This is a genomic window from Nitratireductor indicus C115, assembly GCF_000300515.1.
Taxonomy (GTDB): Bacteria; Pseudomonadota; Alphaproteobacteria; order Rhizobiales; family Rhizobiaceae; genus Nitratireductor; species Nitratireductor indicus.
Genome location: NZ_AMSI01000016.1, coordinates 24,709 through 41,282, shown reverse-complemented (window position 1 = coordinate 41,282; position 16,574 = coordinate 24,709). Strand labels below are relative to the sequence as shown.

At 59.2% G+C, this 16,574-nt stretch carries 20 protein-coding genes; 7 read left to right on the top strand and 13 right to left on the bottom strand.

Annotated elements, in window-relative coordinates; genetic code table 11:
* Window positions 1-17: 17 nt before the first annotated feature.
* The 3 genes from NA8A_RS19825 (at window position 18) to NA8A_RS24460 (ending at window position 2,588) form a co-directional block, all read left to right on the top strand.
* The gene (locus tag NA8A_RS19825) at window positions 18-602 is read left to right on the top strand and encodes a DUF1214 domain-containing protein (protein WP_009452171.1); all 585 of its coding nucleotides are present in this window, start codon (window positions 18-20) and stop codon (window positions 600-602) included.
* The gene (locus tag NA8A_RS19820; RefSeq protein WP_009452170.1) at window positions 595-1,137 is read left to right on the top strand and encodes a DUF1254 domain-containing protein; all 543 of its coding nucleotides are present in this window, start codon (window positions 595-597) and stop codon (window positions 1,135-1,137) included. Before NA8A_RS19825 ends, NA8A_RS19820 begins: the two co-directional genes overlap by 8 nt.
* 533 nt (window positions 1,138-1,670) lie before the next feature.
* Window positions 1,671-2,588 carry a hypothetical protein gene (locus NA8A_RS24460; RefSeq protein WP_143087970.1) on the top strand — a complete coding sequence of 306 codons (918 nt, stop codon included), beginning with the start codon at window positions 1,671-1,673 and terminating at the stop codon, window positions 2,586-2,588.
* Here NA8A_RS24460 and NA8A_RS19810 read toward each other — a convergent pair.
* The 3 genes from NA8A_RS19810 to NA8A_RS19800 form a co-directional block, all read right to left on the bottom strand.
* Window positions 2,564-2,911, bottom strand: a complete 348-nt coding sequence (locus NA8A_RS19810) for a DUF1491 family protein (RefSeq protein ID WP_009452168.1) — start codon at window positions 2,909-2,911, stop codon at window positions 2,564-2,566. The genes NA8A_RS24460 and NA8A_RS19810 overlap by 25 nt on opposite strands.
* Before the next feature lie 118 nt (window positions 2,912-3,029).
* Window positions 3,030-3,962: a peptidoglycan-binding domain-containing protein gene (locus tag NA8A_RS19805; protein ID WP_009452167.1), complete on the bottom strand. Its 933-nt coding sequence runs from the start codon at window positions 3,960-3,962 to the stop codon at window positions 3,030-3,032.
* Complete coding sequence (locus NA8A_RS19800) at window positions 3,937-5,715, bottom strand: sensor histidine kinase (protein ID WP_240532827.1); 1,779 nt, start codon at window positions 5,713-5,715, stop codon at window positions 3,937-3,939. Before NA8A_RS19800 ends, NA8A_RS19805 begins: the two co-directional genes overlap by 26 nt.
* A gap of 446 nt (window positions 5,716-6,161) precedes the next feature.
* Here NA8A_RS19800 and NA8A_RS19795 point away from each other — a divergent pair, with 446 nt between their 5' ends.
* Window positions 6,162-6,503, top strand: a complete 342-nt coding sequence (locus NA8A_RS19795; protein WP_009452164.1) for a DUF5330 domain-containing protein — start codon at window positions 6,162-6,164, stop codon at window positions 6,501-6,503.
* Window positions 6,504-6,675: 172 nt separating this feature from the next.
* Window positions 6,676-7,098, top strand: a complete 423-nt coding sequence (locus NA8A_RS19790) for a SufE family protein (protein ID WP_040673199.1) — start codon at window positions 6,676-6,678, stop codon at window positions 7,096-7,098.
* A 27-nt stretch (window positions 7,099-7,125) separates the two neighbouring features.
* Here the strand turns inward: NA8A_RS19790 and NA8A_RS19785 are convergent, their stop codons facing one another.
* Together NA8A_RS19785 and NA8A_RS19780 are read right to left on the bottom strand one after the other, a co-directional pair.
* On the bottom strand, window positions 7,126-7,959 hold the full coding sequence (locus tag NA8A_RS19785; protein WP_009452162.1) for a DUF6456 domain-containing protein: 834 nt from the start codon (window positions 7,957-7,959) through the stop codon (window positions 7,126-7,128).
* A gap of 1 nt (window position 7,960) precedes the next feature.
* Window positions 7,961-8,386: a helix-turn-helix domain-containing protein gene (locus tag NA8A_RS19780; protein ID WP_240532826.1), complete on the bottom strand. Its 426-nt coding sequence runs from the start codon at window positions 8,384-8,386 to the stop codon at window positions 7,961-7,963.
* Window positions 8,387-8,590: 204 nt separating this feature from the next.
* Between NA8A_RS19780 and NA8A_RS19775 the strand changes: the two genes are divergently transcribed.
* On the top strand, window positions 8,591-8,899 hold the full coding sequence (locus tag NA8A_RS19775; RefSeq protein ID WP_051018039.1) for a hypothetical protein: 309 nt from the start codon (window positions 8,591-8,593) through the stop codon (window positions 8,897-8,899).
* Window positions 8,900-8,983: 84 nt separating this feature from the next.
* Here NA8A_RS19775 and NA8A_RS19770 read toward each other — a convergent pair whose 3' ends face one another.
* The 8 genes from NA8A_RS19770 to NA8A_RS19735 all read right to left on the bottom strand — a co-directional run bounded on the left by NA8A_RS19770 (window position 8,984) and on the right by NA8A_RS19735 (window position 15,917).
* Window positions 8,984-9,403, bottom strand: a complete 420-nt coding sequence (locus NA8A_RS19770) for a Ros/MucR family transcriptional regulator (protein WP_009452159.1) — start codon at window positions 9,401-9,403, stop codon at window positions 8,984-8,986.
* Window positions 9,404-10,027: 624 nt separating this feature from the next.
* Window positions 10,028-10,405, bottom strand: coding sequence for a monovalent cation/H(+) antiporter subunit G (mnhG, locus tag NA8A_RS19765; RefSeq protein WP_009452158.1), 378 nt, complete (start codon window positions 10,403-10,405; stop codon window positions 10,028-10,030).
* Window positions 10,402-10,737, bottom strand: a complete 336-nt coding sequence (locus NA8A_RS19760) for a cation:proton antiporter (protein WP_009452157.1) — start codon at window positions 10,735-10,737, stop codon at window positions 10,402-10,404. Before NA8A_RS19760 ends, mnhG begins: the two co-directional genes overlap by 4 nt.
* Window positions 10,734-11,207, bottom strand: a complete 474-nt coding sequence (locus tag NA8A_RS19755; RefSeq protein ID WP_009452156.1) for a Na+/H+ antiporter subunit E — start codon at window positions 11,205-11,207, stop codon at window positions 10,734-10,736. The genes NA8A_RS19760 and NA8A_RS19755 overlap by 4 nt, the downstream gene beginning before the upstream one ends.
* A complete protein-coding gene (locus tag NA8A_RS19750) occupies window positions 11,204-12,766 on the bottom strand; it encodes a Na+/H+ antiporter subunit D (protein WP_009452155.1) in 1,563 nt (520 codons plus the stop codon). The genes NA8A_RS19755 and NA8A_RS19750 overlap by 4 nt, the downstream gene beginning before the upstream one ends.
* 7 nt (window positions 12,767-12,773) lie before the next feature.
* Window positions 12,774-13,151 carry a Na+/H+ antiporter subunit C gene (locus NA8A_RS19745; RefSeq protein WP_009452154.1) on the bottom strand — a complete coding sequence of 126 codons (378 nt, stop codon included), beginning with the start codon at window positions 13,149-13,151 and terminating at the stop codon, window positions 12,774-12,776.
* Entirely contained in the window at window positions 13,151-13,570 is a 420-nt protein-coding gene (locus tag NA8A_RS19740; RefSeq protein ID WP_009452153.1) for a Na+/H+ antiporter subunit B, read from the bottom strand. Before NA8A_RS19740 ends, NA8A_RS19745 begins: the two co-directional genes overlap by 1 nt.
* Before the next feature lies 1 nt (window position 13,571).
* A complete protein-coding gene (locus NA8A_RS19735; RefSeq protein ID WP_009452152.1) occupies window positions 13,572-15,917 on the bottom strand; it encodes a putative monovalent cation/H+ antiporter subunit A in 2,346 nt (781 codons plus the stop codon).
* A gap of 228 nt (window positions 15,918-16,145) precedes the next feature.
* On the opposite strand from NA8A_RS19735, the gene msrB reads away from it, so the two are divergent.
* Complete coding sequence (msrB, locus tag NA8A_RS19730; RefSeq protein ID WP_009452151.1) at window positions 16,146-16,553, top strand: peptide-methionine (R)-S-oxide reductase MsrB; 408 nt, start codon at window positions 16,146-16,148, stop codon at window positions 16,551-16,553.
* Window positions 16,554-16,574: the final 21 nt, after the last annotated feature.

The window sequence follows — 16,574 nt, the reverse complement described above, 5'->3', positions numbered from 1 at the left end:
TCCAAGCCAGAGCCTTCATGCTGAGAACCGTCTTCCTCGTTACAGTCGTCCTCGTCATTGCCCTTGGCGCAGGGGCGGGCAGCGTTTGGCTGATGCTCGAGCAGACCCGTTCGGTCGGATCGGTGGATGTCGGAGCATGGACCGCCTTTCCGAAAGCCGGAACCCCCGAAGCGGATCCCTATTCGCGCGCGCGCGCCGCCCGGCTCGGCGAACTGTCGCTCGGCCAGGCCGAAGGAATTGTCTTTATTGCGGATCAGGACGACGCAGGAGCGCCGTTGCAGCGCCAATGCAGTTATCGCATCGTGGGGAACGTTCCACCCGTGCGCTTCTTCACGCTCTACGCCGCCGACCAGACGCGGCGCATTCTGCCCGCCCCCGGCCGCTTCCGTGCCGCCCTTCATTCACGAGAGCTCTTGTGGAGCAATGACGAGGTGGTGGAAATCGGCGTCGGCCCCCATGCCGAGCCCGGCAATTGGCTTCCCGTATCAGGTTCAGGACAGATGCTTCTCATCCTGGCCCTTTTCGACACACCGGTTTCCACCGGTCGAAGTGTCGAGGATATTCCCCTGCCCTCCATCGAGAAGACTGGCTGCGATGTTTAGGGCGCTCCATATTCTCCTGCTTGGCCTGTTCGGCGCAGTGATCGTGCATATCGCGATCCTGTTTCTGCTGCCGATCTATTCGGAGCGCGATGTGTGGTCGGCCCTCGCAAACAAGGCCGATCTTTATGCCACCGTGCAACTCGACCAGCAGAGGCCAGACCCCGCCCTGCCCCGGATCGACAACCCGTTTTTCAAGGCAGCTCTTTGTCGTTTCGACCTTCAGGACGGAATGGCGCGGATCACATCAGCAGGCCGCATCCCGTTCTGGTCCATATCGATTTACAACCGCGACGGGCTTAATCTCTTCAGTCTGAACGACCACAGTGCGGCAGGAGCGGAGCTCGATGTCGTGGTGCTGGACCCCGCTCAGATGCTCGAACTGCGCAAGGGACTTCCCGACGAGTTGGAACACTCGGTCCTCATCCAGGCCGAAGTTACGGAAGGGGTTGTTCTTGTGCGCGGCTTCATGCCGGATGAAAGCTGGCGATCAGCCGTCGCTTCCTTTCTCGGCAGCATGAACTGCAGCACCTACTGACCCCGACAATAGCCCCCGATGGAAACACCCTACACACAAGGGCGCACCTGGAGCATTTATCCCAAAAACAAGACATAGAACGTCCTTCAGGACGCGCGGTGCTCTAGCGTTTCGTCGAGCGCTGATGCGTTCCATCCGGCCGGCTTCCGCCCCCGTCATGGGAGGGCGGATCACGTCGTTCATAACGAACGCCGGGGAAGATGATAACAGCGGCGGTGCTACGCCGGGTATAGGCCGTTGATGGCGATGCTGACCGCCGTTTCGGCACGAAATTCAGAATGGTCGCCATGACATTGCGTTCCCTTGCTGGGCTGGAGTAGTACGCAACGCCTCCTGAAACCATTAAGCACAGCTCATGGTTAACACTTCCTTATCGCCAAAACCGGCAGCCCGGAAGACTTTGCCCGCCAAAGGGTAAACAACGCGGTTAACAGCTTGCTAAGGGAATAGGTATAGATTTCCCGAATGCCATGCGTCAGCGTTTTTGCGCATGCGGCAGCGTGTCGTTCTGTTTCTCACGGGTGTTGATCAGCGTGTCGTCCGCAATCTTCAGACAGCTTGCGTCAGGCGGGGAAGCGCAAAGACCGGACAGGCTTTTTCGAGCCGCAGTTTCCGCTTTCGCCTCTCTCACGCGTCCTACCCGGCGGGAAATCACCCAGCTCGACGACCTTGCCCTTCCGCTTTTCGAACATGTGCGCGTCGAGACCCGCCGTTATGCCGCTGCGGTTCTGTGCGAGTGCGCATCGCCTCCCCCAGGCCTTCTGCGGAAACTCAGCAACGAACCCGTTGCCATTTCCGCCCCGCTTCTCGTGCGCTCACAAGCCTTTGCCGACACGGATCTGATCGGCTTGATCGCGCGGCACGGTCTTTCCCATGCGCGCGTCATCGCCCGTCGCGCCGATCTCAATCCTGCGATCACCGCATTGATCCGGGCGCTCAGCGCCCAGACCGACGGCGCCAGCCCTGTCACCTTCGCGCGCTCGGCCGCAGAAGGCATCGGTGCGCTCGAGGAAGGTGTGCGCAACCGGCTGCGCCATATGGTGCGCGCGGCCAATGCTTCTGGCACCGTCCGGGACCGGAATACCGCCCTGGTGGATGCTGCGCGTTCCAACTCTATCGAAGCCTTCGCGACGATCCTTGCAGGTCGGCTCGCAATCCCCCTGGCGCTCGCGATGGACATTGCCGGCGATCAGGCTTCATCCGAACGGCTCATGATTGCTCTGCGGGCGCTTGGTCTGGAGGATGCCGAAGCGTATCTGATGACTGCGACGCTGCATCGGGACCGTGTGCTCGACCGCATCACCATCCAGCGCTTTGTCGAACGCTATCGCGCCATCCGCCACGAAACGGTTCAGGCACAGCTGGGTTTCTGGCGACGCCTGCGAGAGGACCCCAACCAGCCCGGCTCACGGGAGCTGGGCCTGGTTCAGCCTGCGGCGACCTCAAAATAGTCCGCAGCGTTTCCGGCATCGGCCAATTCGATCTCCACCACCCAAAGATCGGGATCGAAACGGCGTTCGCGTTCAAGCCGGATGTCAATCTTGTCCTGTTCATCCTCGACCAGAACCACAAAACGACGCTCGCTCGGGCGTGTTTCGTCATAGCTTGCCTGTGCCGCCGGCCCGAACAGGCGCACACGCCCGAAACGGTCGCGTACGAAAATGAAAATTGTGCCCGCCTCGCGTGCCCCCCTGCTCTCGACAGCGGCAAAGCCGCCTTCGGCAAACACACGCTTGACCAGCGCCGATACCCAGAATTCGCTCGTTAGACGCATATTGTCAGCCTGACCGGATGCAGTCGGAGGGTCTCAGGGAACAACCGTATAAAACAGCAACTCTTGGGGTCGATCAGACCTAAAGACCAGTTATATGCGTCGGGGCTGTGCCGGGAAATCAGTTGGTCAACCCCACTTCGCGCATCTTGGCAAGAAATGCGCTGTCCGGGGCGCCAGTTACCGGCAAGCCGAAAAGGCTCTGGAATTCGCGAATGGCCGTTTCAGTATCCTGCCCAAGAATTCCATCGACCGTGATCGCATCATTGCCAAACGCCTTCAGGCCAGCCTGGATACGCATAACGGTCGGATCCGCCTCCGGCACGGAATTGTCGGCCGCTATAGCAACAGGCATGGCAACCGGTTGCAGGGAAGCCGTTTGAACAGGGACCTGCTCAGCCTCTTCCTGCCGGGCTCCATGACCGGCTGGCCGTGGCGTTGGCAGGGGAACGACGAGCTTTTGGGGAACGGAAGGCATCGCCTGCTCTGCAGCAACCGGTGCAGAAGCCGCAGCATCCGCAAGCCCGAGCTGACGCAGCAGAGCCGCATCCACCATCTCTCCCTCGGGAAGCCCGACAATGCGTCGGTAATTGCCGATTGCCTTGCGGGTCTGCGGCCCCTGGAGACCGTCGATCACGCCCTGGTAGAGCCCCAGATCTTCCAACACCTTCTGCACCTGGCGCATCGTCATGTCGCCGCCTAATTCGGATTCCGGCCGCTCAACCGGTATGGCACCGGTCATGTCGTTGCTGGGTTTCAGCGTGCGAGGCGCGGGGTCAGGCAACCGTCGCACGGCCGCGGGGAGCGGCTTGGGAGTTGCGGTCTCCCGCTCTATGAAGACGGGATCGCGCGTGGAAATAAGTGCGCCCGAATGAAAGTAGGGCTGATACCAGAGCGCGTTGGCCGACACAAAAGCAAACGAGACCAGAAACGCGGTCGTACCACCGACTGCGATCGGGTTGCGAACGATTGCCGAGCCGACGCCTGCAAGGCCCATGCGCAGCAGCGTTCCGAAAGTGAATTCCGGTTCAGGCTGTCTTGCGGAAGTTCTCATTGCGCCACTCATTTTCGCCCTCCGGACCATCCGTCCGGTTCGTTTCGTCCTTCTTGCCGCTGCCTGTCACCGGCAACGAAACACTCACGCGCGTGCCCTCGCCCGGCGCGCTGTCAATGGTCAGGCCACCGCCCTGCAGAGCAACCAGCCCCTTGACGAGAGCAAGGCCGAGGCCAGTTCCTTCCAGATGCCGGTTGGCTTCGGAGCGGACCTGCACGAACGGCTCACCGACACGCTCAAGGTCCTGCTCGCACATGCCAATACCCGTATCCGACACGCTGAAGTCGATCCGGTCGTCCACGCGCTTTGCATGGATCGTCACCTCGCCTTGATCCGGGGTGAACTTGACCGCGTTGGAGACGAGGTTGATCAGCACCTGCTGGACGGCCCGCTTGTCGCAGAAGACCACACCGACATCGTCGGCAATATCGACCTTGACCGAGATGAAGCGTTCACGTGCCTGCTGAGCAGTCAGGGCAAGGCTCGCCTCGACGGCTTCGGCGAAACGGAAGGCCTCCGGATAAAGGACATATGTTCCTGACTCCACCTTGGAAACGTCCAGCATGGCGTTGACCACGGACAGAAGGTGTCCGCCCGCCTCATGGATCAGCTTGACATATTCGCGCTGGCGTTCGTCGTTGAACGTTCCGAAAATCTCCGTAAGCAGCGTGTCTGAAAACCCGAGGATGGCGTTCAGCGGCGTGCGCAGTTCGTGGCTCACGGCGGCCATTACACGCTTGCTCTCAACTTCGGCTTCCCGCATCGTCTGGCGGGTATTCGCAATACGTTCCTCGAGTTCGGCTTTTTCCCGCTCGTCGCGTATGATCGCAATGACAGTTCCAGTATCGGCGCCCGAAACGAGCTCGACACCGAACTGGCGATAACCGGCAAGGCCCGTCGCCCCGTCCTCGACCGGCATGCGCAGCCTCAGGCTCACCTTGCGCAGTCCCGCGCCTTTGCCCATGTCGGACAAGGCACACAGATAAGCGACACGGTCTCCCACATGGATGCGATCAAAGAAGCCCGTCCCCAGGAGGATATCCGGCCGCACTTTCAAGAGCTCGCTTGCCTGATGCGAAGCCTGCGTGACATCGCCGGACTTCATAAGGTGCAGAACCAGCGCATCCATGCGCTCTTCCAGAAAGCCCTCGCCCGGCTCAACAGCCTCATCCGCAACAGCCCGGCTCGCAAATGGCAGGCGTGCAGCCAGTGTCGCGGCATAAAGAAGCGGAGCGATCCAGTGAACGGCCACAGGCAATGATCCCGTGCCTGGCATTGCCAGAGCTGCACCAATCGCAACCGTGCAAGCGGCAAAAGCAATGCCGCTCATCACAGCTGTCCGGGTGCGCGCAACGAAAAAGGCTTCGAGAACCAATGCCGCCGACAGAACAGTCAATGGAGAGGAAGGCCCACCGGCAACAGCAATCAGCGATGCAATCGCCGCACCGCCAGCGGTCAGACCTGCGATTTCGACCAGCTTGCGCTTGCCGGTTCCAAGAACGATTGCCGCAAGCATCCAGAAGAAGCCGAAGGCAGCACTTGCTGCGGCCAGCGTCCAGGCCACGCCAAACACCGGGAAAAGCAGCATCGAACCGGTGGCGGCAATCAGAAAGGGTGCCGCCGACAGGACCCCAACCAGACGAATCTGGCGCGCACGTTCCTGTGCTCCCGTCACAGAGGGATGCATCAGACGTTCGCAGGCCGCAACGGCGGCGGAAGTCCATTCCAGATCTAGAGATGCTCGTACGCTCAACTTGACGCGCTCTCGGTTGGTTCAATCGACGCTTCTTGTTCTAAGCCGACACTCGCACCCAGCGTTTAAGGAAAGGATAAACGCGATCATTCAGAACGCCGAAAGAGCGGTGAAAAAGCCCCCAAAAGGCTGATGCCAACCCTTAGAATGCGGTCATGGTTAACAGTGTCTCACCCTGAAAAGGGCTGCCCTGCGAGTTCCAAAAAACCAACCCCAAACAAGGGGCCTTTAAAAAAAGCCAGCCAAATCAGGAGAATGCTTGGTTAGCTGATTGTGAACATGAAATCCGCATATCGATTTCACTTTGCCGCAAAGGCAATCCTTTCCGAATTCTTGCTAAAATCGCTTCGAATTTGAACAAAAAGCGCAACAGCTTTTTGCAGCCTTGATGTCATTGTGTCTTCAGGGACGCCCGCAAAGGGCATGCATTTCGGGACGGGACTCAAATGGGTTTTCTCATTCGCTGCATTTTCTGGCTTTCACTGGTTCTGCTGATCGTGCCTATCGGCGGGGGGAACGGCGACCAGGAAACCCAGGTAAGCCCCGTCCAGGCATTCTTCGCCGCGCGGGAAGCTGTCAGCGACGTCGCCGGTATCTGCGAGCGCAAGCCGGACGTCTGCGCGACCGGCAAGGCCGCCCTTCAGACGATAAGCGCCCGGGCCCGCGAAAGCGCCCGCATCGCCTATGAAATGATCGAGGATGAAAAGCCGGAATCCCAGGATGCCCCTATCGTCACGGGCAGCATCCCCCTCCCCGCTGAAAACCCGAAACTCCGAACCGATCAATAAGCTTCAAGGTTTTGCATCCGTCCCGGTCGGTCCCTGCTCATCTCTGAAACTGTGCAGCCGGCCAGGTATGTGGAGGCGGGATGTCGGCGCAAAAACCGGAACGAACCTTTGAAATGCGCATATGATGCTTCGAGCGATTTTGCCCGGCCGCTAAATGCATTATATCCTCCCCATGAGCACCACACTCGACACGATCTTCGACGACTTCGCTTTTCTCGACGACTGGGAAGAGCGCTATCGCTACATCATCGACCTGGGCAATGGTCTTTCCGGCTACCCCGAGGACAAGCGGGACGAGGCGCACCGGGTTCGCGGCTGTGTCAGTCAGGTCTGGCTTTCGACCAAACGCGAGGAAGGCGAAGACCCTGTCCTCACCTTCAAGGGCGATTCGGACGCACATATCGTGCGCGGGCTCGTCGCCATCATGCTCCTGCTTTATTCAGGCAAGCGCGCCAGCGAGATTCTGAACATCGATGCCGAAGCCGTTCTGCGCCGTCTTGGCCTCGATGAGCACCTGACCCCGCAACGCGCCAACGGTCTGCGTTCCATGGTGCAGCGCATCCGCGAAGAGGCAAAGGCGGTCACCGCCGCCTGATCCTTCTCTTGCATCGATGGACGGAGTTCACGGCATGCGCGGGCGATAACCTTCATCGCCCCAATGCAGGATTGCGGCAGGCCGGCCAGCTGGCCGCTCCCCAGGCGGATTATAGTGGCGCGCCAAGACGCCCAACGCCGTTTTCAGGACGATCTTTGCCGAACGCGCGGGCCAGCCGCGTTCTCGCTCCACCTGCTCCATACCCTTCAAGAAGCAACAGATATCGACCAGAATCCCGGCGAGTTCCGGCCCTACGGCATCCAGAGCACGGTCGACACGCTGGCGCGCTGCAAGTGCTGCTTCCGTCAACTCCACAGCGCCACCCTTCCCCGCACTTCTCTTGCCCGCGGTCACGCTCGTGATCCAGTTCGCACCGAGCCGTGGCATGATCTGCCCTCGCGTGTAGTCCGAGCGCAGGCGCTCCCCGGCCCCGACTTCGGCCGGACCTAAAAACATCTCGCCCTTGCGCGTGCGGTGGCGGGCAAGACCCGCCAAGGGAGATTCAGCCAGATTGACCGTAATCTTCTGCGCTTCGTCGCCTTGCGCCACCACCTGACGCTCAAGGTCCCAATGTTGCGCGCGAAACGGATCCGACGGCGCCGCCGCACGCCGCCCAAACGCCAACCCCGCAGCTGTCACCTCGACGCAATCGCCCTGTCCGGGGGGCACCAATCCCTCCTTTTTCAATCCCTCCAGAACCGAGACCGAGAGCGAAACCGTACCGCGTTCATCGCTCTCAAGCAGAACCCTGCCGCTCTGCGTGCTGTCGCGTAGACGGACGGGGCCGCCCCGCAAGAAGCGGATTGCGCGCAAGCGCTCGCGATCGACGCGTTCGCGCTCCTGTTTTCCGCCATCTGCCATCTCAGCGCGCCTCCGACTGCCGGAGCGCCGCCGCCGTGACCCGTTCCACCATGTTGACGATACGGTCGAAGTCGTCGTCGTCACGCATGTCTTCCACCAGGTGACAGGCATGCTGAACCGTGGTTCGGTCACGCCCGAAGCCACGCCCAACCTCCGTCATGTTGAGACCCAGTATCACATGCGCGACGTACATTCCGATCTGACGGACACGGGCGACGCCCATCGACGAACGCCCGGCCTCTCGCAGTTCGCGCCCGCTGACATTGAAAAGAGCCGCAACGATATCGAGCACGCATTCGCAAAGTTCCGCGGATCGTTCGTCGGCCAATGGGCTCAGGCGGCGACTGGCATTCGCAGCGGCTCCGCCAGCCAGCCCATCCCCCTCGCTCGACATGTCCTGCATCTCATTCGTCGCTGTTGGTGGCACGGATTTGCTCCTCCTTGAAAGAGGAATATATTCTTATATCGCAACAGCTTCATGTGAACAAATTAAGAACAAATCTTTCCCGGAAAAACCGTTACAGGCTTGTTTCGAAAGGAGAAAAAGCAGCGCTTTAAATGCTTTGCCACGGCGTTTATCCCCGCCTGCCCCCGCGCCTTCATAGTCGTGCCCACTCACATGGAGGATGGCATGATACAAGCACTCAGCGAGATCGAGGCTTTTCGCAAGGCATGCGAGGAGCGGCAATCCAATGCGCGCCAGCAGGCCGCTTTATTTCTTATCAGCGGGATCGATCTGCCCAAAGCCCTGCTAACGCGGGGAGAGGAACGTGCCAGAATTCAACGCCGTCTCCGCCGGCTGGTGGAGCGCGAACGCCTCAAAGGTTCACGTGGGCACTGGAGCTATGACCTCAACAGGCACATCGCTCTCAGCCAAGCGCTTGCACGGCTGTCGCCAGGATCACCGGGCATGTCACAGCCAAACACGCGGACTGCATAATCCTGCAGCCTGAAACAAAAAAGGCGACGCCCTGAAGCGTCGCCAATCTTGCCAAAGCTTACGCAATACACACTTGGGAGAAGCTTACTTTGCCTTGCGCTTGCGGCCGAGGCCCATCTTCTTCGCCAGCTGCGAACGTGCAACGGCATAGCTCGGCGCAACCATCGGATAGCTTGGATCAAGACCCCACTTCTCGCGGTACTGATCCGGCGTCATTCCATAATGCGTCATCAGATGACGCTTGAGCGACTTGAACTTCTTTCCGTCTTCCAAGCAGATGAGGTAGTCATCGTGCACTGACCGCTTCGGATTCACGGCAGGCTTCTGCTTTTCAACCGGCTCCGGTTCCGGCGCACCGTTCACGCGCCCCAATGCTGCGTGAACATCTGCAATCAGATTGGAGAGTTCCGCCGCGGGAACCGGGTTGTTGCTCACATAAGCTGCGACAACCTCAGCCGTCAGCTCAATAAGCATGTTGTCGTTCTGTGTCGGCTCTTCATTCATTTCTGCTACCTTGCCCCAATATAAATCAATTTCTCGTGATCGAACCATCATTGCGACGGCTGCCACTCAGGAACCATTGCTTATTACTGTTGTGGATATCGATTCCTGAAGAGGAAGCATCATATCGGATTTTTCCGCATCCGGGTCAACACACTTTCATCGTGTTAAAAACAAAGTGAATTGCAGTCTGTTAAGTTCATTTGAAATCAGAAATTGATGATTCATTCCAAAAATTGAAACCGCAAACATATTTCTGCTCTGAAATGACTTTCCCTTTTCTAGACTCCTAGAATCACCAAAGCAATTTGTATGAGTTGTTGAGTTTTCACCGCCACCTATGAGCGCAAAAGAAACAAACATCGCGCGTCTGATTTTGCAAAAAAAGAGCGGAACAGCTGTTCCAACCATCTGAAATAAAATGAAAAATCGCAATATTCATCAAAATTTGCGACTGAAGGCACTTGCACCGCGCACTTTTGTAGCTCTGCATCCGGAAAAGGAGAGAAAATGCGCGCTGCATTTGAGCCCCCAAGGCAGCGCACCATCAGACGAAAACATCCGACGCAGTTTCAAATACGGATAGACACCAAACGCGAAGAACTGCCGCGCTCCCAATATCCAATTCTAGAGCTCTTCATCCTTTTCAGGATCAGCCGGCGCCGGTTTGTGCACCACGCCCGCCATTTCGTCATGAAGCGAGTTGTCCCAAAGACGATATCCAGCCGCATAAGCAGCCTTCGCCAGAAGATGAGCGGAAATCGGCGCCGTCAGAAGGAAGAACACGACGGCTGCGATTGCACGGGTGACGATAGCCTGGTCGTTCGCGAAGACTGCCAGCGCGATCAGCATCACCCCCGATCCAAGTGTGCCGGCCTTGGAAGCGGCGTGCATGCGCGTATAGAGATCGGGCAGACGCAGCAGTCCGATTGCGGCCGCAAGCGTGAAGCTCGCACCGATGATCATCAGCCCCCCGGTGATGAGGTTCTGGGCGGTCTCCATCATTGTTCCTTCTTCCCGTATATGCCGCGCGTATCGCGCTGCACGAACTCCTGCTCATAGCGCCGGCTCAACACAAAACGAGCAAAGGCGACGGTCGCAAGGAAGCCGACAAGACCAAGCGCGATGGCAATGTCGAGATAAAGCGTGAACCCCGTTCGAATGCCGATCACCGCTATGAAGCCGATGGCCGTCGCGACGAGCATGTCCAGCGCAAGAACGCGATCCGGAAGGCTCGGCCCGATGAGAACGCGCAACACCGTCAGAAGGAATGACAGGCTCAAAAGCGCGAGCGCTATGAACTCGGCGAAGACCAGGAATTCCTCACTGCCACTCATCGGAATGCCTCCATGATCTTGCGTTCGAACCCTTCGGCTATGTCGCGGCGCAAATCGTCAGGCGAAGAGCAATCGAGCGCATGGACATAGAGGAAACGGCGATCTTCCGAAACGTCGACGGACAGGGTGCCCGGGGTCAGCGTTATGAGATTGGCCAGAAGCGTGATCTCGAAGTCGCGATCCACCTTAAGCGGATAGGCAAAAATGCCGGGCTTCAGGTCCATCCTGGGAGACAACACCAACACCATCACCCGCCATGCCGACATCACCAGCTCATAGAGAAACAGCAACATCAGCGAGATGACCTTGGCGCTGCGGACGAAATAGCCGAGCGAGCCCACCTGTTCGCGGATAAGATACAGGGTCCCCGCACCAAGAATGAAACCGAACACGAAATTGGCAAGCGAAAAGGATCCGCTCACGGCGGTCCAAGTGAGCGCCAGGAGAATATTGATCAGCGGTAGCTTCATGGCTGCCCTCCGGCAGGAAAGACTGCGCCAATATAGGCGGAAGAATTGATCAGGCCGTCGGCTGCCGTTTCGGCGATCCGGATAAAGGGCTCAGGATAGAGCCCCAAAAGAAGCACCGGCACGGCTAGCATGATCAGCGAAGCGTAGCCAACACCGGGCATGGGAACAGAAGCGGCTGCAGCGCCCTCCTCTGCCGGCTCTTTCTGACGCCAGATGGTGAGGATATAGACCTTGCCGAGCGCTATCGTGGTGAGCAGCCCCGTCAACAGGATCGCGAAGGAAAGCCAGGGCAGCCCGGCATCAATCGAGGCGCGGACCAGAAGCACTTTCGGCCACAACCCGGATGCGGGCGGCAGGCCGGCGACCGCCAGAACGATCAACAGCGCCAAAGCGGCAATCAGCGGAGACTTGCGGTAGAGACCGGACAGGTCGTGCAGCGAGTATGTTCCGCCCAGTTCGTTCATCACGCCCGCCAGAAGGTAGAGCGCGGTCATGGCAAGAACCGAATGGAAGGCATAAAGGATCGTCCCTGTCAGTCCCTCCTGTGTGCCGAGCGCCAGCCCCGCCAGCATCACGCCCACACCGGAAATGACCACAAAGCCCAGAACACGCCTCAAGTCGGACTGGGCCAGTGCGCCGACAATCCCCAGAACCATGGTCGCAGCCGCCACCCAGGCAATGACGCCGGAAAGTTCCGCGCGCTCGACCGGAAAGAGCATCACGAGAACGCGCAACAGCGAATAGACGCCAACCTTGGTGAGGATGCCGCCGAAGAGGGCGGCGGTAACGATGCGCGGCGTATGGTAGGATGCCGGAAGCCAGAAATTCACCGGGAATGCGGCCGCCTTCATGCCGAAAGCCAGAAGATAAAGCACCGCAAGGGTCATCATCGGCCCGGTATCGCGCATCGCATCGGCCTTGCGAGCGATATCCGCCATGTTGAGCGTGCCAAAAATTCCGTAAAGATAGGCCGTCGCGATCAGGAAAAGCGTCGTGCCGACAAGATTCAAGATTGCATATTTCGTCGCGCCATCCAGCTGGCGGTGGGTCGATCCCAGGATAAGCAGGCCGAAGGACGAGATGACGAAAACCTCGAACCAGACATAGAGGTTGAAGATGTCGCCCGTCAGGAACGAACCGCCAACGCCCGCCATCATGAGGAACATGAAAGGATAGAAGCCGTAGCGTCGTCCGGTCGCCTCGATGTCCTTCTGAGCGTAGATCGCGCAGACCGTCGCCACCAACGTCGCAACGAGAGCCAGCGAAGCACCCAGGGCATCTGCGGCAAAAGTTATGCCGAAAGGCGGCAGCCAGCGCCCCATCGTCATGACCTGCGGGCCGTCGGCGAGCACGCGCGAGAGCAGGCCCACATTGGTTGCGAGCGTCACCAGAAGCCCACCGATGGCGAGGCTCGCATGAAGACGCGTTTCATGGCGCACCATCAGCAGGATGGCGCCAACCACGATGGGAATTGCCACCGGCGCGATGACGAGCCAGTCGCCCGCCGGAACGGGCGCCGTCACCATGGCATGAGAGAGGTCTACGGTTTCTGCGGCCATCGGCGTCTCAATATCCAAGCGGAGGCAGCGGCTCGCCCTCGGGCTCGGCCACGCGCATGCCTTCGGTGTCGTCGGTTCCAAGCTCCTGATAGGCGCGGAAGGCCAGGACGAGAAGGAAGGCAAAGAAGGAGAAGGAAATCACGATTGCCGTCAGGATCAGTGCCTGCGGCAATGGATTGGCGGTGATGGTGTCAGGTGTCTGCAGCGCTTCGGGGATGATCGGAGGAACCTCACGTACAATCCTGCCGACCGTAAAGATCGTCAGATTGACGGCGTTGCCGAAGATCGCCACTCCAAGCAGGATGCGGATGATATGCTTCGAGAGCATCAGATAGATCGCGACCGCAAAGAAAATCGCCACGAAGAAAGAAAGAACAGCTTCCATTATCCGTGTTCCCTTTCCTCTAATGCCAGCGCGATCGAGGTGATCGAACCGACGACCACCAGATAGACGCCGATGTCGAAGAACATCACCGTGGAGATATCGACGGGCAGGCCGAGAACGCTGATCTTGGTCCACAGCCCGGTCATGAACGGCACCTGGAAGAAGATCGACAGCCATCCGGCGAGTGCAGCCAGAAGAAGCCCGAAACCGGAAATCGCCATGGGATGGAAATAAAGGGCCCGCCGCACCGGCGATACACCGCAGGCAATACCGTAGATGGCGAAAGCGGAGGCAGCGATCAGCCCGCCGATGAACCCGCCGCCTGGATCATTATGGCCACGCAACAGGACGAAGATGGAAAACAGCACCATCAGGCTCGTCAGATAGGGGGCGATGGTGCGGAAAATGAGCGTGCGCATATCAGCCCTCCTTCGTTGCGGTGTCGGCGGGTTTTGCAGCGCGAATGCGCACCAGGGCCAGAATGGCAAGGCCCGTGATCATCACCACCGCGATCTCACCCAGCGTATCCGTTCCGCGGAAATCGACGATGATGACGTTCACGATGTTGCGTCCATGCGCGATGACACGCGAATTCTGCGCGAAAAACTCGCTCAGTTCACCGTTGAAAGGCACCTGCGTCACCTTCAAGAGCATCAGGCCGAGCGCCGTGCCGCAGAGGCCCGAAACGACGACATCGCCAATCTTTTCACGGGTCGGCCGATGGTCCGTCGGCGACAGGCGCAGCCTGGTCATGACAAGCGCCAGGATGACAACCGACAGAGTTTCAACCATGAACTGCGTGAAGGAGAGATCCGGCGCCCCCATCAGCATGAAGAGCAGCGCCACGGCGAAGCCCTGGATGCCGAGCGAGACGATGGCCGTCAGGCGATCACGCGCATAAATCACCGCTCCAAGCCCGATCACGCCGATCAGGAGCACCACCCATTCATAGAATGGCATGGCCGGGATAGACGGCATGGAGGGCAGTTCTCCGAACAGAACCATCGGGATCAGCAAAGCCGCAGCCACCGCCACGAAGGTCACTGTCATGTAATGGTCGAGCTTGCCGTCCTGGACCACGCCGGTGATGCGGTAGGAGGTGCGCGTCAGCCCCCGCATGACCTGATCGAACCCTTTGTCAGGGCCCCAACCGATGGCGTTCAGAACGGCAGCCATCGCGGCCCGTCCACGCCCAATGGTCATGAAGAACGCAACGCCGAGAGCCACCGTGATGACGGAAAGCACCAGCGGCAGACCGACATGCGGCACCGTCGAGATGGTGACCGAAACCGTCTCGCCCGCAACCGCGCTCGACATGGGGCTGCTCACGAAATAATGGCTGAGGCCCGAAACCAGCGCCGATACGAGACCGAGCGTGCCCAGCACCACCGGACCAAGCCACAGAAGTACCGGCCCCTCATGGGCGTGTTTCGGCGTTTTCACCTTCGGGCCCAGGAACGGCTTCAGGGCCACCGCGAAGCCGATGGCAAACATCAGGCCGTTTCCAATGATGGCGACCAGCGTGAAAATCGCAGTCCAGCCGTCGGCAAAGCCGAGAGCGGCATAAATCTCTTCCTTGGCCAGGAAACCGAAGAAGAGTGGCAGGCCGCCCATGGAGCAGGCAGCAAGCACCGCGGCACCGAAGGTGACCGGCATCTCAGCGCGTAAACCGCCGAGCTTCGTCACATCGCGCGTGCCAGATTCATGATCGACAAGACCCGCCACCATGAAGAGCGCGCCCTTGAACATGGAGTGAGCGACCAGATAGAGCACCGCTGCCTCGACCGCCTTTTCGGACCCGAACCCGGTCAGCATGACCAGCAGGCCGAGCGAAGCCACAGTCGTATAGGCCAGCATCAATTTCAGGTCTGTCTGCCGCAAGGCGAGCAAAGTCCCGACGATCAGCGTCGTGCCACCAAAGACGGGGAGAATGGTTTCCCAAGCGGCCGTATCGCCCAGAACCGGATTGAGGCGCATCAGAAGATAGACGCCGGCCTTTACCATGGTCGCCGAGTGCAGATAGGCCGAAACCGGCGTCGGCGCTTCCATGGCGTTGGGAAGCCAAAAATGGAACGGGAACTGTGCCGACTTGGTGAAAGCACCACCCAAAATCAGCAGAAGCGCGGCCATGTAAAGCGGAGCCTCACGCAGTGCACTGCCGGCGGCAAGCAGACCGGACATAGAGGTTTCGCCCGTCGCTGCGGAAATGACCAGCAGGCCGGCGAGAAGCGAAAGGCCGCCCAAGCCCGTCACCACCAGCGCCTGCAAGGCAGCGCGGCGGGAGGCTTCGCGACTGTGATCGAAGCCAATCAGGAGAAAGGACGTGATCGACGTCAGTTCCCAGAACACGAACAGGGTCAGGAAGGAGTCGGCAACGACCAGCCCGAGCATCGACCCCATGAACATCAATATGAAGGAAAAGAACCGCCCCTGATGCTCATGCCCCTTCAGATATCCACCCGCATAGAGAACGATGAGCGTTCCGATACCGGAGATAAGCAACGCGAAGGTGAGGGAGAGCCCGTCGATATACCAGGAAAAATCGACACCCAGGCTCGGTATCCAGGCATAGCCGCCCGAGATCGTCTCGCCACCGGCAACGGATCCAAGAAAACCCGTGAAATGCAGAAAGATGAGCGCCGGCGCAATGGCCAGAACCCATGCGGCATTATGACGAAAAAGCCCTGTCAGAAAGGGGGCTATGGCGGCGGCCGCGAAGGGCAGCATCAGTGCAAGAAATGTCATCCACTGGCCGTCTGCCGTCATGGAACCTCCCTCAAAAGCCGATTTTTCCCGGCAAATCCCTTAAAATCGTCTGGCTGACATAAACACTCACCTTGGGCGCGACAAGGTGCGCAGGCAACAGTTCAGCGCGGTGAATTGACGCCATTCACAAGAGATTGACCATTGTAACCCGCTGACATTGCCGCGCGCAAAACCTACATTTGCGTTCACAGAACGAGGTTTTCGACAAACCCGAAACGGAGCGTTCCCATGGCCGACACCGACAACACCAAGCTTCATAAATCCAAGGAAGAATGGCGCAGCGAGCTGACACCGGAGCAATATCGCGTCACCCGGGAGCACGGCACAGAGCGCGCCTTCACGGGGCCTTATTGGGACAACAAGGAAGACGGGCTTTATCGCTGCGTTTGCTGCGGCCGGCCGCTGTTCTCCTCTGAGACGAAATACGATTCCGGTACTGGCTGGCCCAGCTTCTACGCCCCCGTCGACAAGGATGCGGTCAGTGAACACAAGGACAGGTCCTGGTTCATGACCCGCACGGAAATCCGATGCACGGATTGCGATGCTCATCTCGGCCATGTCTTCGAGGATGGCCCCGCTCCCACGGGCCTGCGCTACTGCATGAACGGCACAGCGCTAAGCTTCGACAAGGAATGACCGCCTCTAAACAGGTCTCAT

Excerpts from the sequence above, each read along its gene's own strand:
- NA8A_RS19825 (WP_009452171.1), top strand. The coding sequence starts at position 18 with ATGCTGAGAACCGTCTTCCTCGTTACAGTCGTCCTCGTCATTGCCCTT.
- NA8A_RS19820 (WP_009452170.1), top strand. The coding sequence starts at position 595 with ATGTTTAGGGCGCTCCATATTCTCCTGCTTGGCCTGTTCGGCGCAGTG.
- NA8A_RS19810 (WP_009452168.1), bottom strand. The coding sequence starts at position 2,911 with ATGCGTCTAACGAGCGAATTCTGGGTATCGGCGCTGGTCAAGCGTGTG.
- NA8A_RS19805 (WP_009452167.1), bottom strand. The coding sequence starts at position 3,962 with ATGAGAACTTCCGCAAGACAGCCTGAACCGGAATTCACTTTCGGAACG.
- NA8A_RS19795 (WP_009452164.1), top strand. The coding sequence starts at position 6,162 with ATGGGTTTTCTCATTCGCTGCATTTTCTGGCTTTCACTGGTTCTGCTG.
- NA8A_RS19790 (WP_040673199.1), top strand. The coding sequence starts at position 6,676 with ATGAGCACCACACTCGACACGATCTTCGACGACTTCGCTTTTCTCGAC.
- NA8A_RS19785 (WP_009452162.1), bottom strand. The coding sequence starts at position 7,959 with ATGGCAGATGGCGGAAAACAGGAGCGCGAACGCGTCGATCGCGAGCGC.
- NA8A_RS19775 (WP_051018039.1), top strand. The coding sequence starts at position 8,591 with ATGATACAAGCACTCAGCGAGATCGAGGCTTTTCGCAAGGCATGCGAG.
- NA8A_RS19770 (WP_009452159.1), bottom strand. The coding sequence starts at position 9,403 with ATGAATGAAGAGCCGACACAGAACGACAACATGCTTATTGAGCTGACG.
- mnhG (WP_009452158.1), bottom strand. The coding sequence starts at position 10,405 with ATGATGGAGACCGCCCAGAACCTCATCACCGGGGGGCTGATGATCATC.
- NA8A_RS19760 (WP_009452157.1), bottom strand. The coding sequence starts at position 10,737 with ATGAGTGGCAGTGAGGAATTCCTGGTCTTCGCCGAGTTCATAGCGCTC.
- NA8A_RS19755 (WP_009452156.1), bottom strand. The coding sequence starts at position 11,207 with ATGAAGCTACCGCTGATCAATATTCTCCTGGCGCTCACTTGGACCGCC.
- NA8A_RS19750 (WP_009452155.1), bottom strand. The coding sequence starts at position 12,766 with ATGGCCGCAGAAACCGTAGACCTCTCTCATGCCATGGTGACGGCGCCC.
- NA8A_RS19745 (WP_009452154.1), bottom strand. The coding sequence starts at position 13,151 with ATGGAAGCTGTTCTTTCTTTCTTCGTGGCGATTTTCTTTGCGGTCGCG.
- NA8A_RS19740 (WP_009452153.1), bottom strand. The coding sequence starts at position 13,570 with ATGCGCACGCTCATTTTCCGCACCATCGCCCCCTATCTGACGAGCCTG.
- NA8A_RS19735 (WP_009452152.1), bottom strand. The coding sequence starts at position 15,917 with ATGACGGCAGACGGCCAGTGGATGACATTTCTTGCACTGATGCTGCCC.
- msrB (WP_009452151.1), top strand. The coding sequence starts at position 16,146 with ATGGCCGACACCGACAACACCAAGCTTCATAAATCCAAGGAAGAATGG.